23 protein-coding genes and 1 pseudogene are annotated in these 25527 nt (G+C 60.5%); 9 read left to right on the top strand and 15 right to left on the bottom strand.

Going from position 1 to position 25527, the window contains the following annotated elements; all coding sequences use genetic code 11:
- From ACTQXO_RS06650 to ACTQXO_RS06625, 6 genes are all read right to left on the bottom strand, one after another.
- A complete protein-coding gene (locus ACTQXO_RS06650; protein ID WP_154517646.1) occupies positions 1–231 on the bottom strand; it encodes a hypothetical protein in 231 nt (76 codons plus the stop codon).
- Between the two features lie 293 nt (positions 232–524).
- A complete protein-coding gene (locus tag ACTQXO_RS06645) occupies positions 525–758 on the bottom strand; it encodes a hypothetical protein (RefSeq protein WP_427719148.1) in 234 nt (77 codons plus the stop codon).
- 10 nt (positions 759–768) lie between these two features.
- Positions 769–1410: a type II secretion system F family protein gene (locus ACTQXO_RS06640; RefSeq protein ID WP_441031696.1), complete on the bottom strand. Its 642-nt coding sequence runs from the start codon at positions 1408–1410 to the stop codon at positions 769–771.
- Positions 1407–2333 (bottom strand): type II secretion system F family protein, encoded by a 927-nt coding sequence (locus tag ACTQXO_RS06635; RefSeq protein WP_441031698.1) that lies wholly within the window; start codon positions 2331–2333, stop codon positions 1407–1409. Before ACTQXO_RS06635 ends, ACTQXO_RS06640 begins: the two co-directional genes overlap by 4 nt.
- Positions 2306–2665 carry a hypothetical protein gene (locus tag ACTQXO_RS06630; protein ID WP_441545584.1) on the bottom strand — a complete coding sequence of 120 codons (360 nt, stop codon included), beginning with the start codon at positions 2663–2665 and terminating at the stop codon, positions 2306–2308. Before ACTQXO_RS06630 ends, ACTQXO_RS06635 begins: the two co-directional genes overlap by 28 nt.
- A 131-nt stretch (positions 2666–2796) precedes the next feature.
- Positions 2797–3288, bottom strand: coding sequence for a hypothetical protein (locus ACTQXO_RS06625; protein ID WP_441545583.1), 492 nt, complete (start codon positions 3286–3288; stop codon positions 2797–2799).
- A gap of 607 nt (positions 3289–3895) precedes the next feature.
- Here ACTQXO_RS06625 and ACTQXO_RS06620 point away from each other — a divergent pair.
- The 5 genes from ACTQXO_RS06620 to ACTQXO_RS06600 all read left to right on the top strand — a co-directional run bounded on the left by ACTQXO_RS06620 (position 3896) and on the right by ACTQXO_RS06600 (position 8307).
- On the top strand, positions 3896–5092 hold the full coding sequence (locus ACTQXO_RS06620; protein WP_441545582.1) for a plasmid recombination protein: 1197 nt from the start codon (positions 3896–3898) through the stop codon (positions 5090–5092).
- An 11-nt stretch (positions 5093–5103) separates the two neighbouring features.
- Positions 5104–5583 (top strand): hypothetical protein, encoded by a 480-nt coding sequence (locus tag ACTQXO_RS06615; RefSeq protein WP_441545581.1) that lies wholly within the window; start codon positions 5104–5106, stop codon positions 5581–5583.
- Entirely contained in the window at positions 5580–5846 is a 267-nt protein-coding gene (locus tag ACTQXO_RS06610) for a hypothetical protein (RefSeq protein ID WP_441545580.1), read from the top strand. Before ACTQXO_RS06615 ends, ACTQXO_RS06610 begins: the two co-directional genes overlap by 4 nt.
- A gap of 348 nt (positions 5847–6194) precedes the next feature.
- Positions 6195–7031, top strand: a complete 837-nt coding sequence (locus ACTQXO_RS06605; RefSeq protein WP_441545579.1) for a DNA adenine methylase — start codon at positions 6195–6197, stop codon at positions 7029–7031.
- Positions 7021–8307 carry a type II restriction enzyme gene (locus ACTQXO_RS06600; RefSeq protein ID WP_441545578.1) on the top strand — a complete coding sequence of 429 codons (1287 nt, stop codon included), beginning with the start codon at positions 7021–7023 and terminating at the stop codon, positions 8305–8307. Before ACTQXO_RS06605 ends, ACTQXO_RS06600 begins: the two co-directional genes overlap by 11 nt.
- A gap of 39 nt (positions 8308–8346) precedes the next feature.
- On the opposite strand, the gene ACTQXO_RS06595 is transcribed toward ACTQXO_RS06600, so the two are convergent.
- On the bottom strand, positions 8347–8670 hold the full coding sequence (locus ACTQXO_RS06595; protein ID WP_441545577.1) for a hypothetical protein: 324 nt from the start codon (positions 8668–8670) through the stop codon (positions 8347–8349).
- A 303-nt stretch (positions 8671–8973) separates the two neighbouring features.
- Between ACTQXO_RS06595 and ACTQXO_RS06590 the strand changes: the two genes are divergently transcribed.
- Positions 8974–9264 carry a helix-turn-helix domain-containing protein gene (locus tag ACTQXO_RS06590; RefSeq protein WP_441545576.1) on the top strand — a complete coding sequence of 97 codons (291 nt, stop codon included), beginning with the start codon at positions 8974–8976 and terminating at the stop codon, positions 9262–9264.
- A gap of 12 nt (positions 9265–9276) precedes the next feature.
- Positions 9277–12405, top strand: a complete 3129-nt coding sequence (locus ACTQXO_RS06585; protein ID WP_441545575.1) for a DNA polymerase — start codon at positions 9277–9279, stop codon at positions 12403–12405.
- 4 nt (positions 12406–12409) lie between these two features.
- Here the strand turns inward: ACTQXO_RS06585 and ACTQXO_RS06580 are convergent, their stop codons facing one another.
- From ACTQXO_RS06580 to cpaB, 4 genes and pseudogenes are all read right to left on the bottom strand, one after another.
- Positions 12410–13978, bottom strand: a complete 1569-nt coding sequence (locus ACTQXO_RS06580) for a recombinase family protein (RefSeq protein ID WP_441545574.1) — start codon at positions 13976–13978, stop codon at positions 12410–12412.
- 70 nt (positions 13979–14048) lie between these two features.
- Positions 14049–15032, bottom strand: a pseudogene (locus ACTQXO_RS06575) (CpaF family protein); the annotation flags it as partial.
- A complete protein-coding gene (locus ACTQXO_RS06570; protein ID WP_441031702.1) occupies positions 15029–16666 on the bottom strand; it encodes an AAA family ATPase in 1638 nt (545 codons plus the stop codon). The gene ACTQXO_RS06570 and the pseudogene ACTQXO_RS06575, both read right to left, overlap by 4 nt.
- Positions 16666–17325 carry a Flp pilus assembly protein CpaB gene (cpaB, locus tag ACTQXO_RS06565; protein WP_370450646.1) on the bottom strand — a complete coding sequence of 220 codons (660 nt, stop codon included), beginning with the start codon at positions 17323–17325 and terminating at the stop codon, positions 16666–16668. Before cpaB ends, ACTQXO_RS06570 begins: the two co-directional genes overlap by 1 nt.
- Between cpaB and ACTQXO_RS06560 the strand changes: the two genes are divergently transcribed.
- Positions 17312–17515 (top strand): hypothetical protein, encoded by a 204-nt coding sequence (locus tag ACTQXO_RS06560; protein WP_195838599.1) that lies wholly within the window; start codon positions 17312–17314, stop codon positions 17513–17515. The two genes, cpaB and ACTQXO_RS06560, sit on opposite strands and share 14 nt — an antisense overlap.
- 67 nt (positions 17516–17582) lie before the next feature.
- On the opposite strand, the gene rsgA is transcribed toward ACTQXO_RS06560, so the two are convergent.
- Both rsgA and ACTQXO_RS06550 read right to left on the bottom strand, forming a co-directional pair.
- Positions 17583–18536 carry a ribosome small subunit-dependent GTPase A gene (rsgA, locus tag ACTQXO_RS06555; RefSeq protein WP_427728468.1) on the bottom strand — a complete coding sequence of 318 codons (954 nt, stop codon included), beginning with the start codon at positions 18534–18536 and terminating at the stop codon, positions 17583–17585.
- Positions 18537–19007: 471 nt separating this feature from the next.
- Positions 19008–21689 (bottom strand): cation-translocating P-type ATPase, encoded by a 2682-nt coding sequence (locus ACTQXO_RS06550; RefSeq protein ID WP_441031705.1) that lies wholly within the window; start codon positions 21687–21689, stop codon positions 19008–19010.
- Positions 21690–22131: 442 nt separating this feature from the next.
- Between ACTQXO_RS06550 and pyk the strand changes: the two genes are divergently transcribed.
- Positions 22132–23592, top strand: coding sequence for a pyruvate kinase (pyk, locus tag ACTQXO_RS06545; RefSeq protein ID WP_427719104.1), 1461 nt, complete (start codon positions 22132–22134; stop codon positions 23590–23592).
- A 202-nt stretch (positions 23593–23794) separates the two neighbouring features.
- Here pyk and ACTQXO_RS06540 read toward each other — a convergent pair whose 3' ends face one another.
- Both ACTQXO_RS06540 and ACTQXO_RS06535 read right to left on the bottom strand, forming a co-directional pair.
- On the bottom strand, positions 23795–24643 hold the full coding sequence (locus ACTQXO_RS06540; protein WP_441031707.1) for a hypothetical protein: 849 nt from the start codon (positions 24641–24643) through the stop codon (positions 23795–23797).
- Positions 24644–24722: 79 nt separating this feature from the next.
- Entirely contained in the window at positions 24723–25493 is a 771-nt protein-coding gene (locus ACTQXO_RS06535) for an energy-coupling factor ABC transporter ATP-binding protein (RefSeq protein ID WP_441031709.1), read from the bottom strand.
- Between the last annotated feature and the right edge of the window lie 34 nt (positions 25494–25527).

Here is a 25527-nt window from a genome sequence, read left to right as displayed (position 1 = left end):
TCACGATCCCTCCTTTGACCCCGATGCTTGCGGAACCAAGCGCACCGCGCGTAAGCGGCACGAGGCGTCGCCGGCATCCGCGGCAACCGTCACCATGTCGACCCAGCCGCGCCCATCGCGCACGATGGCGCCCCATACGTTGCCCTTGATGTCGAGGTAACCGCTTAGAGCGAGCTGGGCTGTGGGCACCTCGCGATAAACACGCAACAGGTCCGCGGCAGCCTCGGTCATCGGTCGCTCCTCGGCCCATGTCAGCCGGGCTGCGACTGCGTTGTCCGCAGATGGACCCGCCGCAGCATCCGCCCGTTCGTCGAGGGCGCGCAGAAAAGTTTGTGCCGTGACGGCGGCATCCCTGTCGGCCGTGTCCCGCGCTTTGTCATCGGGAGGCGCCACCGCGCCCGAGCTCCCATCCGCGACGGCCCCAGAACGCTGCTGTCGCACGGCATTCAGCCCCCAGAGCGTCGCCGCAATCGCCACAATCAGGCAAGCGAGCACCAGCAGCACGCCAACAGAATGCCCGCCTTCTACAGGCTGTTGATGCCGTCTTTGATCGCGTTCCATAGCTTTTCGACGTTGCCCTTAAATGCAACGATGGCAATGATCGCGATTACCACGAGCACGCCGACCAAGATGGCGTACTCGGTGGTACCCTGCGCGCTTTCCTCCTGCACCAGCGCCTTGGCACGTTGACAGGAACGCATTGCACGGTAAAGCGTCCGACTCCAAACCCTACCCATAACGTCAGCCATTTTGTTCATGTATTCCTCCCTACATCATCCCGCCTGCTCCCAGCAGCGGGCCCAATATGGATAACAGCAGTGCCGGCAAGATGAGCGTGCCGGTGGGAATCAGCAGCTTGACGGGCGCTCGTTCAATCTCGCGCTCGACCGCGGCACGATGGGCGGCGCGGATCTCGCGACTTTGGGCAGCAAGGGTCTCGGCAAGCGGGGCACCCAGGGCGAGCGCTTGACCCACCGTAATGGCAAAGGTCTCGAGCGCCCGCACGTCCAGGTCCTGCGCGGCCGCCAACAACTCGTCCTCGCGCGCTCCCACGCCCACCTGCCACGCCATGCATGCCCGTTCAAGCCGAACAGTCAGCGCCGATCGACGATTGGCGCAAAAGATCTCGAGCGCCGCATCGAACGAAAGGCCGGCGGAAAGCCCCAGACGCACCACATCAATCATCTCGGATACCTCACCGAGCGAAACCTGCGCTGAGTTGTCCACGCCAAATGCGCCCCTCACCCGCGCAATAGCGGCATCGATCATCGAATGGGCCGCAGCAACGACCAGCACCGCCTCGCCCCTGAAAATCTCCATGGTCTTGCGCACATCCGAGCGCTCCAGGCCCGTCGCGACAAATACGCCGAAGGCGCACAGGCAAGCCGCGGCGGCAACCAGGGCGCTCACAGCTCCACCCGCATAATGCGCCGGATAACCACCAGGGCGACGCCGTTAAGGGCAAGCCCCAGAACCACGGCGCCGGCGCCTACCGGCGTTGCGAGACCGTAGCGAAAATCTGCCGAAAGCAGGGCCAGCACCGCGCACATACCCGCCGGCATCGCCGCGACCATATGCGCCGACATGCGCGCCTGCGACGTTTTGACATCCAGGCGGCGCTTGAGCTCGATACGCTCCCCCACCATGCTCGACGCCTCGGACAGCAGATCGGCAAGCGGGGCACCGGTCCGCTGCGACACCTTGAGCGCCAACGCGACAAGCGAAAGCCCGGGGGCGTCGATGCGGACAAGCAGGTCGTCGAGCGCATCGGCAGCCGAAATGCCGCAGTCGATCGCCGCCGCTACCCGCAGAAACTCGGTATGCACCGGCTCTTGCACGTGAGCGCCCACAAACCGCATGCCCTGGGCCAGCGAATGTCCCGAGGCAAGCGACATGGAAAGTGCCGTAAAGGCCTCGGGCATGGCTTCCTCCACATCGCGCTGCTCGCGTCGGTGGTCAAAGATGTCGCGTGCGGCGCCCGCGGCAAAGGGCGCAACCGCCCCCAAAACAAAGCCGATGGGCGATAGCGACACCACGGCAAGTGCAAGGCAGCAGACGCCACTCGATAGCAACAGGAACGCCAAGCGTGAAGCATCATCCTCAACGACAAGACCGATGCGGCGCACGGGAACCAACGATACCCAGGAGCGGGCGATCTTTTTTAGCAGATCATTTTTCACCAGCTCGCGTGGCAGCTTCTCGGCCACCGATTCAAACATATGGCGCACCAGCTCCGCCGGCGGCACCCTCGGCACATGAGGCTCCACTCCGCATACCGTCGCGACCGAAAACCCGGCAAGGCCCCCTACGACGAGGGGCACAACGACCTCCATTCGTCCACCTCCTCCTGCGTAAGCGTTCCCGAGCGCAAGCCCTCTGCGATAAACGGCGGCTCGCGGTTGAGGGTCCAGGTGCGCTCGGCGGCATCGAAGGTCACGTAGCGCTCGAGTTCCACGCCACCCGACGCGCCGCGTCGCACCCCCGAATAGGAGGACACAAAACGCCGGCCGTCCGCATGGCGCTCGGACATCACGATGCCGTCGAGCGCCATAGCGATTTGTTCCTCGATGAGCTCGCTCGGCAGATCGATGCCATAGCGCGCAAGCAGCGTCAAACGCACCACGGTCTCTTGCTCGGTGCCCGCATGAAGCGTGGTGAGTACCACGTGTTGGTTTTCCCTATTAAGTGAACTGTTAATTCGCAATATGCATTCTTGCAGGTAAAGGGCTAAATCTCACTTCTTGCCCCGTCTAACGGGGCAAGAAGCGTGCCCGCCGAAGCGGACGCCATTTCACATTACGCCGACAAAAGATTCGGCTCACTTTCCCTCCCGATTCGTTCGCTCCCGTACTTCGCCCGAATCTGCTTCATGCTCGTTTTGCCCCGGCTCCATTTGCAATCATCCTCCGCATGACGCCAGTACCACTTGCGCTTGCTCCTGCTCCACATGCAGCCTACGGATTTCAGGATTTCGCGGCTCTCGTAGGTATCGCCGCCAATCCACAGCCAAGCGCCGCACAGCTCGACTTCAACGCCTTCGATACCGAGCAGAACATCGACGACAGCGCGGAACTCCTCGGGCGTCTCGGTCGTTCTGCGGACATCGCTGCCAGGCCTATCAGCCTCTTCGTTCTGCATATCGCGCAGAACCTCGAAAACGCGGTCGTGCTCGGCGTTAACCGCCTTCATGGTCGCCTCGTCGCCTCCCATATCGGGATGGTGCCTCATGGCGAGCTTCTTGTAGGCGGATTTGAGTTCGTTGAGGTTCTGGCAGTGGTCGAAGTACATTTCCGGCTCCCGTCTCTCTTGGGTTCGCTGCTTGCGAATCAAGCGGCTGCTTGATTCGCTTTCTTAAGGCGAATCCCTCGGGGCGGTTCGGGGTCAACTTCCGTCACAGGCGAAGCGCAAACCTCCACCAATCGGCCCCGGCCGATTTGTGCGAGGTTCTGTGACGCGTTGTTGACGCCGAGGCGACGCGAGGAATGCACGGGTAAGCCTTCGCGGCATAGGGTGCCTGCACCCTATTGAGCGATGGGGTGAGCACAGCGGCAGGGGCAACGCCCCTATTGAGCGGACCCGGGTAAGCCGTCGGCTAGGGGCTAGCCCCTGTTGAGACCGGGAAGGCCCAGCGGCCCGGGCGGAGCCTGTTGAGCGCGGCAAGGAGCGCAGCGACGCGCAGCGCTTCGAATCGCAACGCGAGACGAAGTGCGGAGGGCCCCGCAGGGCAGGTGGCGGGACGAAGTCTCGCCTAACCTGCTACGCGAGACTTCGTCCCGCGTAGACCTTTCTCGATATGGGCGCAGATTGGACGCTATGACCCCCTATGAGCTTGGTATTTTTCTTATTCTTGCCGTCAAGAAATCGAAGGACCTCGATTGAATTGGAGGCGAATCTTATGGCGAATCTGCAAGGCTACACTCAGGGCGCGGTCGGTCACATGCTCAACCACTACTCCCGGCACGACGGGGACCCGCATCAGGAGCACTACCGCTACGGCAATCAGAAGATTGACCCTACGAGGACTCACCTGAACTACGCCCTCTACGAACGACCCGACCCGGGAGAGTTCATCAGCAGGAAGGTCGAGGAGGCCGACACCAAGCCGAACAAGACCACCAACGTCATCAGCGACTGGGTGGTGACGCTGCCGAAAAATCCCCGCCTGAAAGGGCGCGAGCGGGAGTTCTTCGAGCAGGCGTATGAGTTTCTTGGGGGTAAGGTCGGAGGAATCGGGAATGTCGTGGGAGCTTACGTGCACATGGACGAGACCTCCCCTCACATGCATTTCTGCTTCGTTCCCTCTTGCGAGACGGTCAAGATGACCAACGACAAATCTCACCCCCTTCGCTGGACCAAGCGCGACGAGATGAAAAATCCCGAGCACAAGGCAGGCGAGGTCAAGCGCGACAAGAAGGGTACCGTCCGCTACAAGCGCGTCGCGGCGACCGATGATAACGGGAACCCCATCACGAGCAAGACCATTTCCCAGTCCAAGATGTTCAGCCGTTCCGAAATGCAGGATTTCCACCCGGCCCTTTCAGCCCACATGGAGCGTCATTTCGGGTTCGATGTTGGCATCGAGCTTGAGGACGAAGGCGACAAGCTGCTCTCCAAACTCGCCCATGGGGAGTACATCGAGGCGAAAACCAAGCTTGAGGCAATCCGAAGTGAGGTCAGCAAAGAGGGCGAGGAAATCTCCCGCCTCAGGGACCGACGAGAGGAAATCAAGGCGCTCGCCGACGAGGAGTCTTCGCGATTGGAGTCCCTTCAACGCTCGCGAGAAGGAGCTGAGGAGCGCGTTGAGGTCTTGGAGGCCGTCCGTTCCGAATGCGGCGCCGCCGACGCTGCGCCTCTCAGCAGAAAGGGCTCGCTCCTCGGTCGCGTCGCTTCTCTCTGCTCTGGATTCATCGAGCAGCTAGGGGCGCGGGCGGGCAAGCTCGGCGCGGGCATCCGCGAGAGATTCGGCCAAGCCACAAGGCGAAATGCCCCGGAGGCATCCGGGAGGAGCTTCGAACCTGCCAGCCGGCGCGACTTCGCACAGCACGCTCCATCGGCTCGGCAGACGCAGGCAGTTATTCAACCCCAGTTTTAGGGAGGCAAACAATGGCTCGTATTGAAATCATGTACGAAAACGGCTGTGTCTGGCAGTGTGACACGAGTGGCATCGGCGAGGGCGACGTGGGTAAGATTGTGGCGTGCAGCGAAACGGTCTGGCTGCGCGACGGTTGGCTCCTCTACTCCACCCGGGTCCTTCCGTGGAACAGCAAGAGCTGGCGCAAGCCCTTCGCCGTGACGAAAGAATGGTCGAGCAGCACGACGGATTACATCCAGAGTGGCAAGAACCGCATCGAGAACAAGGACGGCTCGATGCGCACCGAGCGCATGAAGGCCCTTGAGCAGTACCCGCAAACCTTCTATACGCTCCGCACGAACAAGCAGCTGGAAAATGCCCTCTCAATCACCGTCAACGGTGTTCTCGCGTACGTCCGCGAGGACGGCGAGCTTGTTCCAGCAGCACGCATCGGGATGGAAGACAATGAGCCCGAGGCAACCACATCCGAGACGAGCGAGGATAAGCGATGAGCGCCCTGTTGCCCTTGAGGTCGGCAAGCTCGACACGCGAGCACGACCCCCTGTGGGAGGATGCAACGCTCGCGCTGGCGTCCCGCCAGCTCATTGGTCGAGTGCGCCGCGCTGAACGACGCAAGGCCTCGACCGAGGGCCTAAAGCGCGAATCCGGTGGCAGGGAGGCCTCCCAGAACCGCAAATCGAGGCTAAGGAGCATTGAACTGCGCTACCGTGACCTCCTCAACCCCACGATAGCGGACGAATACCAATACGAATAGAGAAGCGCCCGCGATGCGGGCGCTTCTTCGTTTACTCGGATATTTTATCGGCTCCAAACGACCAGATAAGAAGCTCGTAATCCTTCTCATCTTTCGGGTACGAGTCCGGGTCCAAGCTTTCTGTAAACTCCGCCCATGTACGCACTTTTCCGTCATCGCATAGATAGCAGGCGCTCCGATTGGGCTCCGTCCAGTCTTTTTCTTCTATGACCATTAGCCCTCCTAGTGGGGATGTGCGGCAGGACATACAGAATTTGTCCGTGTGACTCTATACTATATCGCTTGCCCAATTGAAGTAATTGAGTAACTGACTTGTATAATGGAAGCACGCGATGGGGAAGGTGGAAAATGGCAAGCAAGAACACGCTGCTCAAGCCCGTATTGAAATGGGTCGGAGGCAAGCGCCAACTTTTTGACGATATTCTCCCCCTATTGCCCTCAGCACCCAAGGTGTATGTGGAACCATTTCTAGGAGGGGCAGCGGTTCTTCTGGGGATGCAGCCGAAACACGCCATCGTTAATGATTACAACGCGGAGCTTATTAATGTTTATCGAGTTGTCAGGGACGAGCCCGACAAGCTCCTAGACATCTTGCGTGAGCATAGCGAAAAAAATACTAGCGAGTATTACTACAAGATAAGAGGTCTCGACCGTACAGAGGGCTTTAGCGCCCTAGACCCTGTGGTTCGCGCCGCGAGGATTATTTATCTAAATAAGACCTGCTTTAACGGCCTGTATCGGGTCAATTCTTTAGGACAGATTAACTCTCCATATGGTCGTTATAAGAATCCCAATATCATTAACGAGGTTGGTATTCGAGCGCTTTCTCGCTATCTCCAAGGTGATATTGACATTCGCTGCGGAGATTATGCAGATTGTCTAATCGACTTGCCGAAAGGGGCATTTGTCTATCTGGACCCTCCCTACATGCCGCTTAACACCACATCTTCCTTTACTGGCTATACAGAAGGAGGGTTCTCGTATGACGAACAAGTCAGGCTTCGGGATGAATGCCTCAAACTGCGCGAACAGGGGATTCGCTTCATACAGTCCAACAGCGACTGCCCTGAGATAAGGAGCCTCTATAAGGACTTTGAAATAAAAACTGTTCAAGCGAAGCGTGCCATCAACTCTAAGGGGTCTGGGCGCGGAGCTATAAACGAGGTGCTTATCCTTGGCCGATAAAACGAGCGAGGCATGGGAGAAATACCTTGTCGCCCATCCGGAAGTCGAAGAAACCATTGCTCTGAACGGGGTTTGCGAAGTAACGGCTGAAAGCATAAAGCAATTTCGCGAGCCCCGGCTCATGACGAAACATGACTCTATAGATGGTGTGCCCAAACCGCTGGCAAAGCGAGGTATTAATGTCCTTTCAGCTTCAAGAAGCTCGTATTATCTCGGAGACTTCAACGTATTTGAGAGGTTCCCTGATACGTGCGACCTCAGACCTGAATATTGCGAGCTTCCTGCATACGAAACACTGGATATCGAGCACATCAGCAGTGAGTCAAACGCTATCAACGCCCTCATCATCAGCGGCATATTGGACAAGTTTCTTGGTGAATACAACACGGTAGAAACCTTTAACGGACGCATGGGGACGGGCGAGTTTGACTTCTGCATTGACCGCTTCAATGGCAAATCTTCTCAAATAACCGTGAATAATGCACAGCTTGAGATTGACGGAGGATTCGAGAACGACAGCTCCGTTACCATCATGGAAGCCAAGAACGTTCTTCATGAGGACTTCAACATACGCCAGCTTTACTACCCTTTCAGGAAATATCGCAAACTGGTTAAGAAGCCTATTAGGTTGGTGTTTTCCCAATACACCAACCTCTCTTACAATCTGTTCGAATACGAGTTCTCGGACCCCAACGACTTCAGCTCAATACGACTGCTACGCAAGGCGGCGTACACATTCGAGGAAGACCTGATAACAGCCGATAATCTCTGGACTGTATGGAAGAAGACCAGAATTGTCCAAGAGAACCCCACCATTCCCTTCCCTCAGGCAGACCGCATCGACAGGATTCTTTCTCTTATTGAATTTCTTTCAGGCAGGCCCGATGGAGCAACAACAGCTGAAATTACCAATTTTATGGGCACCGTAGAACGTCAGGCGGCGTACTACCCCACTGCGGGAAGGTATCTCGGACTTTTCGAAAAACCAAAGCCAGGAATAACAACACTTACTGACCGTGCGAAAAGTATGCTCGGCAAAAAAAGTCGTAGCGAACGCCTGCTACAATTCGCGGGCTTTATCCTCGAACATGCGGTATTTCACAAACTCTACCAAAGAACGCTCCAACTAGGAGAAGTTCCAAACAAGGCAGAAATAATGTCTGTGATGACCGACTGTCAAGTTTTAAGTGACAGCACAGAGTCGATGCTCAAGAGAAGGGCAGGCACGGTTTCTTCATGGCTTAAATGGCTGTTTGAACTGCCAGACGATGAATAGGAATCTTTTGGCTAGGCGGGCAGGTAATCCAAATCAACCCTAAAACATCTCGCGTAATATCGACTCGGTCCGGTCGGTAAGCAACGGGGTAACATTTGTGGCAACAAGCTCATTGGCAACGTCTCCGTCAGAGGCCATGCTCCCGCGAACCTCGCAATCGAACCTGCAATCCATGCCTCGGCGCAAATCCTGCCAAGGGTCGTAATCGGTTGACGCGTAACACTTCAGATGGAAGAAGTCCCTTCGCTTGTCCTCGCGCTCCACGGCAAGGCGCACGTTGTAGTAAGTCCCACCATCATCAGAGGTCCCGCTGGTGATATTGCTAATGTTCCCCTCGAGGTGGAGATGGTTAAAGAGAGACATACGAGTCCTCCTCCTACTATCATCGAAAAAGTCATTGTGTCATTTTAATTCATAGAAGACCGTTGCGCCCAATCTAAGGCTTGTGCTATTCTGTCTTCCACATATAAGCCAAGACGGCTCTCTATGAAGATTTCCCCCTCGGCGCACAAAGGCGTGAGAACGTCGGGGGTGCGACCAATCGGCTTGCAAAGGCGCAGGTGTCAATGGTCGATAGGAGGCACGAAGCGGACAACCCGCATCGTGTCGGCTATCGGCCATTTTTTATGGCTCTAAGCCGCCGTCAGTATCCGAAAGGTACTGACGATGCAAGTCAATCTCACGCCCGACCCCCGACACCTCCTCACCATCGAGCAGGCAGCGAAACGCGCCTTCAGCTCGGCTTCGACCATCAAGCGCCGCATCAAGGCAGGAAAGCTCCCGGCGGTTCGAAACGGTCGCAAGCTTTACGTCAGCGAGGAAGACCTCGCCAAGCTCTTTGACGTCGTTCCCGTCTCCGAGGAGGAGCGCTTCGAGGAGCTTGCCAAGCAGCTGGCAGCTCAGGCACCCACCCTCTCGGCCGAGCGCAAGGCCCGCCTTGCGGCTCTGCTCTCCTAGGGGGCGGTGGACATGCCGTTCGACTTCCGCACCCCCGTCAACGCCTCACAAGGCCTCTTCAACGATTCCGCGAGCCTTCGGGCACTCATCAACGCCGGCTGGGACGCCGATGCCCTGACCAACACCAAGGGCAATCCCGAGTTCGGCGTCCTCCACCGTTCTTGGGTCTGGACGGCCCAAGGGGCGTCAACCTCCCCCATGGGGTTGACGGCGGGCCAGAGCATCGCCCCAGCTCAGGGCACGGGGTCGAAACCCGCTATTGGCACCCAAAGCGTTGTTTCGACCCCGACCCCCGCCCTCGACGTGACCTCCCTCCCCACCCTCACCCGCATCCGCAGGAAGGAGACCCGCCTTGTGGTCGCAGTGGACACCGAGTTCTACTACCCCGGCGGCTCCCGGTCCCGCGAGCGCGAGGTCCTGACATGGCAGCTCACCTTCGCCGAGCCCGCCGACCCCGCCTCCGTCCACAGCCTCGTGTTCTACTCCGCCACCGGCGCTCGCCTCGGCCTCGGCAGAGCGCTTTCCTACTGCATCTCCCGCTTCGGCCTCGCCCAGCAGATGCAGGACGAGGACGCGACGTGCTGCGAACCCAACGGCTACCGCTTCTCCGACTCCCGCCGCTGGGTCGTCCCCACCTACGACACGAAGGGCGCTCACTGGAACGACTACGCCCTTGGCGGCTCGAACCCCGATTGGGTCTCCTGCACCATCATCGATGACGCCCTCGGTGCATGTGCTGACCCCGACTTTCTCCGGGAATACCAAATGTTGAAGTCCTCCCGCAAGCAGCCCGGGCGCGTCCGGCTCAACCGCGAGGACCCCTCCCAGCTCGCGGGGTACGTCAACGACTTCTCCGAGTACCACCGCGAGAAGCGTGCCATCCCCGTTACCGTGCTCTGCCACGCAGGCAAGGCCGACCTCTCCGCCTTCTCCTTCGGTTACGGCGAGAAGGACGTGCTCCGTCAGGTGAGCGAGGTGCAGGGCGGTCTCGTGAGCATGCGCGACTTCACCATGAACCCCTCAATCGCCTCTTCCATCGGCACCAATGGCGAGTGGTGGCGCTTCTTCCCGCTCAATGTCTCCGTGAGGGACACCATGTGCTTCGCTCCGGCTGGCCACAAGTCCCTCGGCGAACTTGGCGAGGCCGTGGGCTTCTCCAAGCTCTCGCTCAAGCATGGCTACACCAAGGACGCCATGCAGGACTACCTTGCCAACGAGCCGGTTGCATTCATGGACTATGCCTCCCGCGACGCCGAGGTCACTCTCCGCTTTGCGGGAACCCTCTTCGGCTACAACCGCGCGATGCCCGTCACCGCCTCAGCTGCCGCCGTTTCCTCAATCGTGCAGACCATCTCCTCGGAATGGGGAATTAAGGGCTCCCGCGAGTTCGACGAGGAATGGCGTGGCCTCTGCCGCGTGCCCGACGGCAAACACGTTTCTCCCAGTGGCAAGCTCGTTCAGGACTACCGCGAGGACGTTCCCGTCAGCGCCGAGGCCGAGATGATTCAGCGCTTCGCCCGGAACTCCTACAAGGGCGGTGCCAACGGGTGCTCTTTCGTGGGCTGGGTTGACGGCCTGACCTACGACCTCGACCTGTGCAGCGCCTACCCGACCGCCATGTCCTGCGTCTTCGACGTGGATTGGAAGGCCCCCAAGCTCATCACCCGCGAGTGGGTCCGCGAGGAGGCCCTGCTTCAGGACTTCCACACTCCGTTCGACCCCGTGTGGGCGTACGTGGACGAATTCGAGTTCCCCGAGACTGTGCCCTACCCCTGCATCGCGGTGAACGTCGATGGCTGCATCACTTTCCCCCGCACCCTCGGCGAACGCGACGGAATCTACGTCACGGGCGTGGAAATCTGGCTCGCCCTCAAGCTCGGTGCCCGCGTGCACATACAGCACGGGTATCAAGCCCGCTACCGACTCGACGAGAACGGAAATCCCACCCGCTCTCTCTTCCTCGGAGTCCGCGAGTTCGTGAACGACCGTACCGAAATCAAGCGCGCCATGAAGGCTGGGCAGCCCGGCCTTGAGGTCTTCGAGCAGCTTGAGAAGACGATGGTCAACTCCTCCTACGGGAAGACCGCACAGAACGTAGTCGAGAAGACCACTTGGGACGCCAAGGCCCAAGAGATGGTTGACCTCGGCATGTCCCGCATCACCTCGCCCACCCACTCCTCGATGACCACCGCAATCGTCCGTTGCGTCCTGATGGCCGCGATGAACGAGCTTGCCTACGCCGGATACCCCTCCTACAGCTTCACCACCGACGGCTTCATCACCGACGCCACGGAGGACTTCGTCAACGGCCTCGACCTGTGCGGCATGGCCCCCTACCTCCGCCAGGTGAGGTCGAACCTCTCCGGGTCCCCCAAGGTCTGGGAGGAGAAGCACCGTCAGGACGGCTTCTACAACGTCACCACGCGCGGGAACATCTCCCCCGACCCCAAGGGCGTCTGCGCCCACAACAGCTATGTTTCTCCCTACCCCTCGAAGAGCGTCGAGGACAGGCTCTACTGTCTGGACGTCTGGCTCCGCAGGACTCTGAAGGTGGACTGCACCGTGGGGGTGTGGGCTCGCTTCAAGGACATGGCCGACTCGACACTCCGCGATGACTTCTACGTGGAGGACAGGCCCCGAAGTCTCTCGATGGACTTCGACCTGAAGCGCAAGCCCCTGAAGGACTCCCTCAGGACCGCCCACCCCATCATCGGCGGCAGCGCCTACGAGGTGTGCAACGTAGAGACCGCCCCGTACGAGTCCCCTGAGGAGTACGAACTCTACAAGCGCAAGGGGCGCGACAGCAAGTGCCTGAGGACCGAGAACGATTGGAGGGCCTTCTTCGTCAGGGTCTCCTCCTCCGCATCCGGGATTCGCCGCCATGTCGCAGACTATGACTGGTCGCGCATCTTCACCTGCGTCATGGGCCACCGGCTCGGGGTATGGAACATCCCGACCCTCGATGACCCTGCCCTCACGGTCGACGACAAGTGCCGCTGGATTGACCAGTTCAACGAGTCCGGAAAGCCCTTCAAGGCTTCCCACTGGAAGAACGCCCGGAGGCAGGAGCGTCAGACCCAGATGCTCGAACGTTCCGAGGTGGACGATTTGCTCACCTCCATGGGAGCAATTCTTCCGTAGGCCCTCACTTCCACTCGATTTTGACGTCCTCCGCCATGCTCTCCGCCGTGACCCTCGCTCCCGCCTTGTGCGGGTAGAGGGTCACAGTGCACAGCTCGTCAATCACCCTGGAAATCTGTGCAGGGTCCGTCAGAGCGTCGAATGCCTTGGCCGGGTCGGGCGAGCTAATGATGCCCGAAGAAGCGTTGCGGGGCATAAGCTCCTCGCGCTCGTCTTCGAGCTTCATGATTTTCGACGTGAGCTTGCCGATTTTACGCCTCCTCGTGGATGCGTCTATAAGGTCCTCGTCGTAATCGTGCTCGGTCTGCTTGACTCGGGCCTGAAGGGACGCAATCTCGTCTTGAATCTCCTTAAGCCTAGGAGTGGAGTCTGCCTTCTCGTACAACAGGTCCCTGAGGTCCGCCCTCGCCAAGCGCTCGCGGACCACGGCGCACACGAACTCGTCTATCTTCCCGCCCATGCGGTTGACGTGCCCGTCGCATCTATAGGTGTGGGTGTGGGTGTAGCCCGCTCTCTTGTCGGTCGCCCCGCTCTTCACCTTGCCGCCGCAAATCCCGCAGCGGTAGACGCCCGCGCCTATATGCTTCTTCTGATTGCCCTTCTTCTCTATGTGAGTGCCGTCGGCGCGGCTCAGGTTAGAATCCCTGCGCTCCTGACACTCCCACCAGACATCCTCCGCCACTATCGGCTCCCAAGTGGTCCCCTTGACGATTTCACCGTTCTCGTCCCGGACGATATAATCCCGCCACGTCGAGTTGTAGCTCCTGCATTTCCCCCGAGAGTCAACCGGCGCGTAATAGGCGTACCCGGCGTACTTCGGGTTCCTAAGGATGCTTTGCGTGGTTGAGAGTGACCATTTCTTGTTGGGTGGGGTCTTGCCACGCTCACGAGCCACGATGACCGACGGTGCCTCGGAGGTCGGCATGTCGGGAAGAGTGCCGTCATCATCGCCCGCAATGGCGCGAGTGATAGCCCCCATGCTGCTTCCCTTTCTATAGGCGTCGTAGATGGCCCTCACCACCTCGGCCTCGGGTCCGATAATCCTGTTCTGCCTGTCGTAGCCGAAACATCGCGAGCCTCGCCTCATTATGCCTTCTTGAGCACGTTGCAGATTCGCCCGCCTTGTACGCTCACCCTTCCTCGACGCCTCGAACTGAGCGAACGAGGCCATAATTTGCGCTAGCATGACCGCGTCGGCCGTGCTGAGGTCCAGCTCGCTACCGCCAAGGTCGGTGGTGCATATGCGCAGCTTCTGAGATGCAAGCTCCTTGAGCATTTCCTCCAAGCCGGAAACTGAGCGAGTAAGACGGTCGAGCTTCCAAGCCACGATGACGTCGAATTTCCCGCGCTTGAAATCCGAAAGCATTTTTTCGTACTTCGGGCGCTCCTTGCCGTGCTTTGTTGCGGTAGCGTGAGCAGAAATCGAGTTGTCCTCGTAGACCTCATAGACCTCATAGCCGTTCAGGCGGCACATCATCTGGCAATCCTCGTACTGCCTCTCAACGCCTTCGCGCTTGCCGGTCGAATCGCGGCTAATGCGGCAGTAAATCGCTGCTTTCTTCTTTCTCTCCACGGAAGCCCCTTGAATGCTTTTGGATAATCTGCTTTACACGAATTGTATCAGCATATAGGGATTAACAGCATGTAGTGAGCGACCCATCGTGCCCGGTGTTCATGGCCTGCAGCATGTCGCAACATTCCGCACCGCGTACCTCACCCACCACAATACGGTCGGGACGCATACGCAGGGCGTTGGTCACCAGGTCGCGGATTGTCACCGCGCCCTCGCCCTCAATTGAAGCCTCGCGCGCCTCCAGGCGAACCACATGCGGGTGATGCGCGAACTTGAGCTCGGCGGAATCCTCGATCGTCACGATGCGCTCGCCGGTAGATATCTCGCACGATAGCGCGTTGAGCAGCGTAGTCTTGCCCGACCCCGTACCGCCCGCAACCGCCAAATCTTGGCGCAGCGACACCGCACACGAAAGCAGTTGCGCATACCAAAGCGGCAGCGACCCCAGGCCCACAAGCTCATCCAACGAACAGATGCGATCCGAGAACTTGCGGATAGTGAGGATCGGCCCATCGATCGCCACGGGCGGAATCACCGCGTTGACGCGATAACCTGTCTTGAGGCGGGCGTTGACGATGGGACTGCGCTCGTCGATACGCCTGCCCAGCGGTGAGATGATGCGGTCGATGAGCACGCGGATCTGCTCGTCATCCTCAAACGCATGCTCGATGGGGTATAAGACCCCGTCGCGCTCAAAGAAAGCCGAGCGGCAACCGTTGATCATAATCTCGGTGACGGTGTCGTCCTCGATGAGCGGCTGCAGCGGGCCCAAGCCCACCACGTCATCCAAGATCTCGTTGATGATGGTCTCACGCTCGGGCGTCGCCAGGTCGGTCGGTTCTTCCACGTTGAGTGCCGCCTCCACCGCAGGACGCAATTCCGAGCGGGCAAGAACCGGATCGACGTAGGCACTGATGCGTGCCACCTCGTCGTAGCCCACGCGGTCCATCACGGCCCGCTTGGTGCGGCGCTTGACCGCACGGCGCCGTCCCACATCGATAGGTGCCGTCGCCGCTGCCGCACCGGCTGCTTTGATTCTCGTTTGCAGGCTCATCGCTGATCACCCTCACGCGACCAGGGAAGGCGAATGCGCGGGCGTTCGGCACGCGTCGCGCGGTCGATGACCGTGTCGCTCCAAGGCCCAACGGCGCAGCCCAGCTCCACGAGCATCTCGCGCGTGGCTTCGCGCACACTGGTCGCGAAGGCGCTGGCCTGGCCCACGGCCTCGTCGGCACGACCAAACGCCATGAGTGCAGCCAAATCCTGCCCGCCATCGGCAATTCGAATTTTGGAACTGAGCGAGCACGCGATCTCAAAACGAATGGCGACATCCTCGTCGGCCCCACGCGCGCCAAATCGGTTGAATACGGCGCTCATGCGCGTGCGCGGCACGCCCACACGGCTCGCCAGCTCAATGACGCGCGCTGCAGACGTCGCGGAAGAAACTGCCGCATCACCCACGACGAGGCAACGGTCGCACGCCGCCACCGCAGCCGCCACCGCATCGCCCCAAAAGACCGAGGTATCGATAAGGACCACGTCGGACTCACGACGCAAGATGTCGAGCAGCAGCTCTACCGGACGTGCCATGAGCTCGGCGCGCTCGGGCGCTGCGACAGGCCCCCAAAGCGTAACGCCTGGGGCAACGCGCATCGATGCAGCGACCACGTCTGGCTCCGCAAGGGCGCCCGCGACCGACGGCTCGATAAGTGTCGCCATGTCATGCGGGGCATCGGCGCCCAGCAGGTCGTAGAGATTTCCAAACATTAGGTCCAAATCGAGTACGGCAGCTCGCAGACCCAGCAACGAAGCGGCATGCGCCATCGTGGCGACAATCGTCGATTTGCCACAGCCGCCCGATCCCGAGACGGCGCAGATGACCGGAGCTCGATGCGACGTCGACGCAGTGTCTGCCAGCGGCGCAGGGGCTGACGACGTGGGCGGCAACGTCCCCGTCTCGCCAGCCGCACCCAAGTGCTGCGTCCACGCCGGCACGGCAGGCTGCTCAAACTGTAGGGGCGGAACTGGGGATTCCGCTGTCACGTCGACGTGCGGACCATCACCCGCGACAAGGCCCTCGACCTCATCGAGTCCATCGGCCAGGCTCACGCCGTGCACGTATCCCATATCTACGGCCAGGAGGTCTTCGCCATACGGCGCCGACGCTCCGGCGTCATCACATGCAAGGGGGCCCGGGGGGCGCCGAACATGCTCGGCTTCCGCTTTCCCATAGTCATCAACACGCGGGCCTCTTGTAGCGCGAGGCGCCCCGGGTTCCCTATCAACAAAAACATCGGGCTCAGGCGACACGCCCCAATCGGAATCAACCGCTCCCTCGCCCACATGTCCGCTGCCGCATATGCTGTGCGCAGCGATGACCTCGGTCGCCCCCGCGCGAAACAGCCCCTCGATATCCGACGGATCGAGCGCCTCTATCAACACGACGACGCGGCTCACGCGTCCTTCGGCAGTCAGGCGCGCAACGGTCTCTCGCACATCTTTAGTATCAAACAGGGATGCCGCGATAATGGCAGCGCCACGGCGCGAAGGAAACGCCCGAGCCATAGACACCAACCCGTCTAGGTCGCCCACGCGAAGCACCTGCGCGCCCGCATCGCGGCCCTCGACTTCCTGCTGCAGCAGTCCGTAATCGCCACACGCGCAGCACGCAAGCCAGATCGCTTTCATCACTCGTCGCCTCCGCTCTTTTTGCCGCGTGCCGTGGCGGGAATCGTCAAGCTGACCGTTCCCTTGCCCGAGGCTCCCAGCAATTCCTTGACGTCTTTGGGGTCGGCCGCCAGCGTCACCCACTCGACCTTGCCTTCGCGCGTGGCACCGGCCTCGTCGCTGGTATCGATCACATACGCGCCGCACAGCCGGTCGGTCACGCCGTCTTTTTGCACGTACACATCCACGTAGCTGCCCACGCCTGCGGCTCCGCCCACCGAATGCTCGGCATCGACCGCCACCGAAACGGCAACCTTGCCCTTGGGCACCTCGAGCGTATGGCTCTCGGCTTTGGTGTAGACATCGCAGACCACGGCATTTTTGGGAATACGCGAGGTCGTCACGTCGCCACGCACCTGGCGCAGCTCGGTCGCCGCATCACGCGGAAGCAGGCTCGCGAGCCACTCTTGGGTTACGACATTGGTCTCGTCGAGGGTCTCACCCACATCGATATCACGTGCGGCAACGCAAACTTCGACGCGATCGCCGCCGTATTTGGCCAAGGTTTTGGCCTGGGCCTGCTCAGCCCGCGAACGAACCGATGACCCGTAAACCATGCAGAGTGCCGCGGCGAGCACGCCCGCTGCCAGACTGATGGCGATGCGCTTGCTCTTGTTCACGGCAGCTCCTCTCAAGACAGCACTGGGCGGATGGGATGCCCGTACCACTATTGTCCGAGCGGCCAAGCAACAAAACAGCGCGATCACCATCTTGGTTTTAAGTGTCAAACCAATTACCAGCCAAGAGCTGACCAACCCGTCAAGCCCGCGGCAAGGTTTTGGTCAGCGCGTCGGCAAAACGCTCATTTAAGGGCGCATCGCCAGTAAAAAAGCCGCCTCCCGCACAGTTGGAAGACGGCTGTCATAGATAAATTCAATTACAGATGGATATCGGGATCGAGCATTTGGGCACTCACACGCATGGATGACGCCAAGTTTTGGAACGTTTCCAGGCGCAGGCCATCGATCTGCCCGGCATCGGCGGCCTCGCGAACGGCGCAGCCCGGTTCGTGGGTATGCGTGCAGTCGCCAAACCGACACGCACGCGACGCCTCGACGATCTCGGGGAAGGCACGCGCTAGGCCCCGCTCGTGACCAACGAGTGGCAAACTGCGCAGGCCCGGAGCGTCGGCAATGACGCCGGCGTCGCCCGGCAGCGCCACCATCACGCGCGCGACCGTGGTATGGCGGCCTTGGTCGTCGCGCTCGCGCACGCCACCGGTAGCCAGCGCATCGTGGCCCAGCAGCGCATTGAGCAGCGTCGACTTTCCGGCCCCCGACTCACCCAGGATCATGGCGCACGTTCCCGCCGGCACACAGGCGCGCACCTCGTCCAAACCACGGCCTTCGGCAGAGGACGTCACGATCACGCGCACGTCCGGGCCCACCAGACGGCGCACGCGATCCAGATCGCGCTCGAGTTCCGCGGCCTCACAGCGGTCGGCCTTGGTAAGCACCACCACCGGCTCGGCATCGCAGTCGAGCGCCAACACCAGCGAGCGCGCCACGCGGTCGAGCAGCACTTCGCCGGCGCCAAGTGCCTGCACGATCAGCACGCTATCCACGTTGGAACAAAGCACCTGACGCTCGCCGCGGGCGCGGCCACGCCAACGCTCAAAACTCGTGCGTCGCGGCAGGACGCATTCGATTACGCCCATGTCGTGCCCGGGTGCACGACGCACCGCCACACGGTCGCCCACAGCCGGCAGCAGTACCTCGTCCTCGCCGCGCGACTTGGCAAACCCCACGGCATGCTCGGCACGAAAGGTATCGTCGGCCGTCGCCACCAGCGGAAACCCGCGATCTAAGCGCACCACGGCGCCCAGTTGCATCTGCTCGGGCTCCTCGGCTTGGGCGCAAAAATCGTCAAATGCTGCCTGCTGAGCCGCGGCGACCGGCAGATCGCCAAACGCCGGAACATCCTGCAGCGCATCGAGTCCCGGCACGCTCGCCAGCAGCTCCTCAGCAGACGCGGGGGCTTCGGTCGCAAGCTTCCGACGACGATCACGCTTGGCCCGCGCCCCCGTCGTCTTTTTCTTCGCCTTAGCCCTAGCCTTGCCCACAAGCGCCTCCCAGCACCACAAATCACAACTGAGCAGGTATTTTAATCAAAAAGAGCTGGCCGGGCAAAGCCCGACCAGCTCACACACTTTCCCTCAGCCCTTTATCATCCGCGCGGGAGAAAAGCCAGCAAGGATACCGCAGGGCCCGCCCCGGAAGCCCTTTCTCCCGAACGATCCCGCAGCGCGAAGCGCGAGGACCAGTGAGGGAGAAAGGGCGTGGGGCGGACCCGGACAGGTACGTTACTCCTTCTCGACTGCGCGCATGATCGCCTTGTAGATCTCCATCAGCGGAATGATCAGGAAGGCAAGGCCCAGCGCGGCGATAACGCCCTTGAGCTCAAGCGTCACGGGGCCAAAGAACATCTCGGCAAGCGTCGGCTGCACGGTTACGATCACCGTCAGCACCAGCGCCAGCGCGGCAGAGGCCCACAGCCACTTGTTCTGCTTCTTCATCTTAAACAGCGACGTGCGGCGGCTACGCATGTTAAAGCAGTGGAAGATCTCGACCATGTTGAGCGTGATGAAGGCCATCATCACGCCTTCCTCGTCGGCGACGCCGGCGATCATATCGGAGATGTGGATGTAGCCCATGTCAAAGTACACGCCCACAAAGAAGCTCGCCAGCACCAGCGCGGCAATGATCAAGCCCTGGACCACGCAGTCCAGGCCCATATTGCCGGCAAAGACACCGTCCTTGGCGTTGCGCGGCTTGCGCTTCATGATGTCGCCCTCGGCATCCTCCATGCCCAGCGCGAGCGCGGGGAAGCAGTCGGTGACCAAGTTCACCCACAGCAGCTGCACCGGCTGGAAGATGGTAAAGCCGATGAGCGTGGCGATAAACACCGAGAACACCTCGGCAAGGTTGGCCGAAAGCAGGAACTGGATGACCTTGCGGATGTTGTCGTAGATGCGGCGACCCTCTTCGCAGGCACCGATGATGGTGGCGAAGTTGTCGTCGGCAAGCACCATGTCGGCAACGTTCTTGGTAACGTCGGTACCGGTGATGCCCATGCCAACGCCGATGTCGGCACGCTTGATGGACGGGGCGTCGTTGACGCCGTCGCCCGTCATGGCCACGATCTGGTCGCGCGACTTCCAAGCCTCGACGATACGGGTCTTGTGCTCGGGCTGGACGCGGGCGTACACGCCGTAGTCCTCGATGTGCGCGTCGAGTTCCTCGTCGCTCATGCGATCGAGGTCGGCACCGGTGATGGCATGGCTGCGATCGGTGACGATGCCCAGCTGCTTGGCGATGGCCACGGCGGTGTCGATGTGGTCGCCCGTGATCATGACGGTGCGGATACCGGCATCGTGGGCCTCGCGGATGGCGTCGGCGACCTCGGGGCGGACCGGATCAATCATGCCGGACAGGCCGCAGAAGACCAGGTCGTGCTCGAGCGCGGCGGGGCTGCAGTCGCTCGGGACCTCGGTGTAGGTGCGGCTTGCCAGCGCCAGCACGCGCAGGGCCTCGTCGGCCATGGCCTTGTTGGCGGCCACGAGCTCGGCACGACGCTCCTCGGTCAGGGGGACGACCTTATCGCCCTCGTAGATGTGGGTGCACAGGCCGATCACCACGTCGGGCGCGCCCTTGGTGTATTGCTCGTACTCGCCGTCCAGGGTCTCAACGACCACGGACATCATCTTGCGGCCCGAGTCAAACGGGGCCTCGCCCACGCGCGGGTGCTCGGCAGTCAGACCAGTGAGGCCCGCCTTTCCGGCATCGTTGACGAGCGCGCACTCGGTCGGCTCGCCCACGGCCTCGCCCAGTTCCTCGTCCCACTGGGCATCGGAGCACAGCGCCATACCTGCCAGGAACTTCTCCTTAGGCGCAGCGAGCTCGTGCTTGACGACGGTCATCTTGTTTTGGGTAAGGGTACCGGTCTTGTCGGAGCAGATGGTCTGCGTGCAGCCGAGAGTCTCGACGGCAGAGAGCTTGCGGATAATTGCCTGGCGCTTGGCCATCTTGGTCACGCCAAGCGACAGCACGATGGTCACGACGGCGACCAGGCCCTCGGGGATGGCGGCGACGGCGAGCGAGACGGCGACCATAAAGGTGTCGAGCAGGGCAGTCGGGTCGGTAAGGACGTTGCCCACGCCGTGGCGGACGATGTCGACGCCAAAGATCACGACGCAGATGACGATCACCATAATGGTGAGGATACGGCTGAGCTCGGCGAGCTTCACCTGCAGCGGCGTGAGCTCTTCCTTGGCCTCGGCCAGGGCACCGGCGATCTTGCCCATCTCGGTATCCATGCCGGTGCCGACCACGACGGCGCGGCCACGGCCGTACACAACGGTGGAGCCCATGTAGCACATGTTCTTGCGGTCGCCGAGCGGCACGTCATCGGTGCCCGCGGCAAGCTCGATCACGTTGGCGTGCTTCTCGACCGGCACGGACTCGCCGGTGAGCGCGGCCTCTTCGATCTTCATCGTGGCGCTCTCGATCACGCGGCAGTCGGCCGGGACGGAGTCACCCGCCTCGAGCATGATCACGTCGCCGGGTACGAGCTCGGCGCTCGGCAGGTGCACGAGTTTGCCGTCGCGTAGAACCTTGGACTGCGCCGCGCTCATCTCCTGAAGGGCCTCGAGGGCCTCCTCGCTCTTGGCTTCCTGGACCACGCCCAGCACCGAGTTGACGATAACGACGAACATGATGATGGCGACATCGGCAAAGTCCGCCTCGCCCTTAACCATGCCCGTGAGCGCGCTGATAACGGCGGCAACGATCAACATGATGACCATGGGGTCGGCCATCTGCTCAAAGAAACGCTTCCACAGCGGCGTCTTCTCGGCTTCCTCAAGCTTGTTAGGGCCTGTCTTGGCGAGGCGCGACGACGCCTCGTCGTTGCTCAGGCCGAGGTTCTCATCGACACCTTGGTCGCTGAGCACCTCCGCCGCGGCGGACAGGTATTCCTTTTGCATATAGAGTCCCCTCCTGGGATTCGGGCCACTCAGCAGATTGATGCCCGATCATAATTCCCAGGAGAAGGGCAAGGGCTCATCAAGGCTGCCGTGCTGAGCGGCAGTTGATAGTGGAGCTATGGTACCCCAAAGCGACGCGTCTAGCCAAAACAATCCATTTGGAAATATGGTCCATATGCAACGATGCGGACCGTGTGATGCTCAATACTGGTAAAACGTTTTTTCTTTGGCGCGTCGCCAAACTAAAATATCGCCCAGATAGCAGCGGTTAGAGCGGTTGGTAAAGTTTTTTCATATACCGTTTTTCCCGTAAAAAATGAACTTCTAATTCGACATACGGTCGATTTTTTGGGGTATTCGGTCGGCATTTCGTTATAATCAACTCAGTTTTATTTCTTATGGTTTATCTATCAGCGCAAGACGATGTCAGATGGAGGTCTGAATGTACAAGCGCACTAAGATTGTATGCACCATGGGTCCCGCCTGCGATAGCGACGAGACCATCCGCGAGATGATCAAGGCGGGCATGAACGTCGCCCGTTTTAACTTCTCGCACGGCTCCTACGACGAGCACCACGGTCGCATCGAACGCGTCCGTCGTATTTCCAAGGAGCTCGGTATGCCCGTCGGCATCCTGCTCGACACCAAGGGCCCCGAGGTCCGCACCGGCCTTCTGGTCGACGGCAAGAAGGTTGCCGTCAAGACCGGCGACAAGATCGTCGTCACCGCTCAGCCCACGTCCGAGGATTTCCACGGCACCGCTGAGCACATCTCCCTTGACTACCTGGCTCTGCCCTCCGAGGTCGAGAAGGGCTCCCTCATCCTGATCGATGACGGCCTGGTTGCTCTCGAGGTCGAGTCCGTCGACGGCCAGGACATGACCTGCGTCGTCAAGAACGACGGCCTGATCGGCGAGCGCAAGGGCGTCAACATGCCCAACGTCAACATCTCGCTGCCCGCCATCACCGAGCGCGATCGTCAGGACATCCTCTTTGGCCTGACCGAGAACATCGACTACATCGCCGCTTCCTTCATCCGCGATGGCGAGTCTGTCCGCGGCATCCGCGAGCTTTGCCGCGAGAACGGCGGCGAGCACGTGACGATCTTCCCGAAGATCGAGTGCGCCCTGGGCGTCGAGAACTTCGACGAGATCCTCGAGGCTTCCGACGGCATCATGGTCGCCCGTGGCGACCTGGGCATCGAGATCAAGCCCGAGCTCGTTCCGCACATCCAGAAGGAGATCATCGCCAAGTGCAACGCGGCCTACAAGCCCGTTATCACCGCTACGCAGATGCTCGACTCCATGCAGCAGAACCCGCGCCCGACGCGCGCCGAGGTTGCCGACGTTGCTAACGCCATTTACGACGGTACCGACGCCGTCATGCTGTCCGGCGAGTCCGCTGCCGGTAAGTACCCGGTCGAGGCCGTCAAGATGCAGGCCAGCATCGCTCTCGAGACCGAGAAGTACCTCCCGGCTCACGCTCCGCTCGAGGTTCCGACCGATGCTCACGGCACCCGCGTCGTCAACAACGTTGTGGGTATGTCCGCTGTGAACATGGCCACCACCGTTGGCGCCAAGTGCATCACCGTGCCGACGACCACCGGCCGTACCGCTCGCCTGATCTCGCACTTCCGTCCCAACATGCCGATCTGCGCGTTCTCCCGCCACGAGTGGGCCGTCCAGCAGATGATCATGTACTGGGGCGTTATCCCGCACAAGGCCGAGATTACCCAGGGCACCGTCAACGGCACGATCGTCAAGGCGATTGAGACCGCTAAGGAGCTCGGCTACGTCGAGGCCGGCGATTTGACCGTCGCTACCGCCGGCGATCCCCGCATGAGCGTCCAGCTTGAGGACAAGGTCTCCTCGACCAACGTCGCTTACGTCGCTCAGGTGCGCTAAATCGCACTTGCAAGCACATTTGCATTGCAAAGGGCACGGAAGGCGAAGCCTTCCGTGCCCTTTTTAAGACCTACTTTATATGCCGCTTCATCGATTTGTGTTCGGTCGCGAACCTTTCCGATGCCGAGCGCACCACCGACGATGCCCTGCGACGGAAGCTGTTGGTCAATTGGGATGAACTGTTCGGCGTCAAGCCGGCCGGCTAGCAGCTAGCGATCAGAGGGACTGCGGGGACGTCAGAAGCGTCAACACGGGCGGCAAAACCCGCCTCGGTTAGCTCGACGACCTCGGTAAACGTTGCGTCAAAGAACTCTTCGGTCAGCAGACGGTACGGCGGATGATCCGGATCACCGGGGTTTTCGCGCACAATCTCGTGCATAACGCCAATGGTCTTGAGCACATACTCTTGTGGAATCGAATACTGACCAAACTGGGCCGCCGCGGTATAGAGGCGATCGGTCGCACGCGGGATAGAAACGATGCCGAGCGTCTTGCCAAACCAGTCAAAGTCTCCCTGCTTCTTAATGCGGAATTCCTCGCACGGCTTGCCGCCGCGCGCCTCGAGATATTGGTTCACGCGCGTGTTCCACACGGTATCGGCCACCAGATGCGACCAAACGCCCAGCGTCAAATCGAGCAGCGACTGCGCCACATCATCGGGCGCGAGCGAAAACTCGGCGGCGCCGGGGCCGTCAACCGGCTTAGCGTCTTTGTAGCGCTGCGGATAGTGCACCCGATTGAGCCTTTCACGCTCTTCGACAATCGAGGTCGCTGCAGCCGGCGCACCCGTCGGCGCACCTTTAAGCAACGGCGCCACATAGGTGTCCCAAAACTCATGCTCGCGTGGCTTAGGAATGGGCTCGGGCTTGGCAAAGTGCGTGATGCGATACGGGATGGGGTCGGCAATACCGGGAACCATGTAGCCCACAAAAATGTCCGGAACCACGCTGCCAAACAAAAAGGCATTGCGGTCACGCACGTTATCGGCAAGCGCGCCGGCACGCGCCAGAAGTCGTTCCGTCTGAGCGATATGAATATTCCAACTTGGCATAGCCACCCCCGTAAAAACCCGGATAACTATACCATTCGCAGCAAGTCACGCGCGCGGCCGCAACCCCAATATGCAGCAACTATTCTGCTGCACCGTTTTCGGTTCCATATGACGGCACGGGAGCCTCGACCACGTGGTGATATCGATCGATATAAATCGCACGGGCCCCAAGACGTCGTACTAAATCCTGATGATGCGTGCTCATCAAGACCGTCTTACCGGCAGCAACATAAGCCAGTAGAAAGTTGACCACGATGTCGCAAGATTCCTCGTCAAGTCCGTTGGTAGGCTCGTCGAGCACCAGAATATCGGGGTTCATCGACACGACGGCAGCCAGCGCCACACGCTTCTTTTGCCCGCCCGAAAGCTGATAGGGCGAGGCATCGACCAGATCGGCAACCTGAAACAGCTCCATGGCATCACGGACGCGGCGCCCGAGCTCGTCCGCCGAAAGCCCCATTTGAGCCGGGCCAAACGCGACCTCCTCGCCGACCGTGGCGCAAAAGAGCTGTGCATCGGCGTTTTGGAACACGAAGCCCACGCGCTGATGGAACCGCTGGGCCGTCGCGGAATCCTTGAGACATGCCGCATCGACCACATGTCCATCAAACAGGTACGTACCCGCATCAGCAAGCTCAAGGCCGTTGATAAGCCGCATGATCGTCGTCTTGCCGCAGCCGTTGGGTCCAAGCAGCGCAACCAGCTCACCGCGATTAACCTGCAGCGACAGGCCATCGACCACCGTATGGCCCGCATAGGAAAACACCACGTCGCGAAACTCGATGAGCGGCGTGGCCTTGGCGCCGGCAGCACCGCTCGCACCCATCGCACCATTTGTATCGTTTGCCAAAACGTCGCCCTTCCCTGTTCACATCGACGGCTTG

Source organism: Collinsella sp. LCP19S3_D5, assembly GCF_052121415.1.
Taxonomy (GTDB): domain Bacteria; phylum Actinomycetota; class Coriobacteriia; order Coriobacteriales; family Coriobacteriaceae; genus Collinsella.
The sequence above is the reverse complement of the archived record's forward strand: the minus strand, read 5'-3'. Positions and strand labels throughout refer to the sequence as shown.

What these genes read in the sequence shown, in the direction of transcription:
- ACTQXO_RS06625 (WP_441545583.1), bottom strand. Translation starts at nt 3,288, where the DNA reads ATGTACTTCGACCACTGCCAGAACCTCAACGAACTCAAATCCGCCTAC.
- rsgA (WP_427728468.1), bottom strand. Translation starts at nt 18,536, where the DNA reads ATGCAACTGGGCGCCGTGGTGCGCTTAGATCGCGGGTTTCCGCTGGTG.
- ACTQXO_RS06590 (WP_441545576.1), top strand. Translation starts at nt 8,974, where the DNA reads ATGCAAGTCAATCTCACGCCCGACCCCCGACACCTCCTCACCATCGAG.
- ACTQXO_RS06540 (WP_441031707.1), bottom strand. Translation starts at nt 24,643, where the DNA reads ATGCCAAGTTGGAATATTCATATCGCTCAGACGGAACGACTTCTGGCG.
- ACTQXO_RS06635 (WP_441031698.1), bottom strand. Translation starts at nt 2,333, where the DNA reads ATGGAGGTCGTTGTGCCCCTCGTCGTAGGGGGCCTTGCCGGGTTTTCG.
- ACTQXO_RS06550 (WP_441031705.1), bottom strand. Translation starts at nt 21,689, where the DNA reads ATGCAAAAGGAATACCTGTCCGCCGCGGCGGAGGTGCTCAGCGACCAA.
- ACTQXO_RS06645 (WP_427719148.1), bottom strand. Translation starts at nt 758, where the DNA reads ATGAACAAAATGGCTGACGTTATGGGTAGGGTTTGGAGTCGGACGCTT.
- ACTQXO_RS06605 (WP_441545579.1), top strand. Translation starts at nt 6,195, where the DNA reads ATGGCAAGCAAGAACACGCTGCTCAAGCCCGTATTGAAATGGGTCGGA.
- ACTQXO_RS06615 (WP_441545581.1), top strand. Translation starts at nt 5,104, where the DNA reads ATGGCTCGTATTGAAATCATGTACGAAAACGGCTGTGTCTGGCAGTGT.
- ACTQXO_RS06585 (WP_441545575.1), top strand. Translation starts at nt 9,277, where the DNA reads ATGCCGTTCGACTTCCGCACCCCCGTCAACGCCTCACAAGGCCTCTTC.
- ACTQXO_RS06650 (WP_154517646.1), bottom strand. Translation starts at nt 231, where the DNA reads ATGACCGAGGCTGCCGCGGACCTGTTGCGTGTTTATCGCGAGGTGCCC.
- ACTQXO_RS06595 (WP_441545577.1), bottom strand. Translation starts at nt 8,670, where the DNA reads ATGTCTCTCTTTAACCATCTCCACCTCGAGGGGAACATTAGCAATATC.
- ACTQXO_RS06570 (WP_441031702.1), bottom strand. Translation starts at nt 16,666, where the DNA reads ATGAAAGCGATCTGGCTTGCGTGCTGCGCGTGTGGCGATTACGGACTG.
- pyk (WP_427719104.1), top strand. Translation starts at nt 22,132, where the DNA reads ATGTACAAGCGCACTAAGATTGTATGCACCATGGGTCCCGCCTGCGAT.
- ACTQXO_RS06610 (WP_441545580.1), top strand. Translation starts at nt 5,580, where the DNA reads ATGAGCGCCCTGTTGCCCTTGAGGTCGGCAAGCTCGACACGCGAGCAC.
- ACTQXO_RS06620 (WP_441545582.1), top strand. Translation starts at nt 3,896, where the DNA reads ATGGCGAATCTGCAAGGCTACACTCAGGGCGCGGTCGGTCACATGCTC.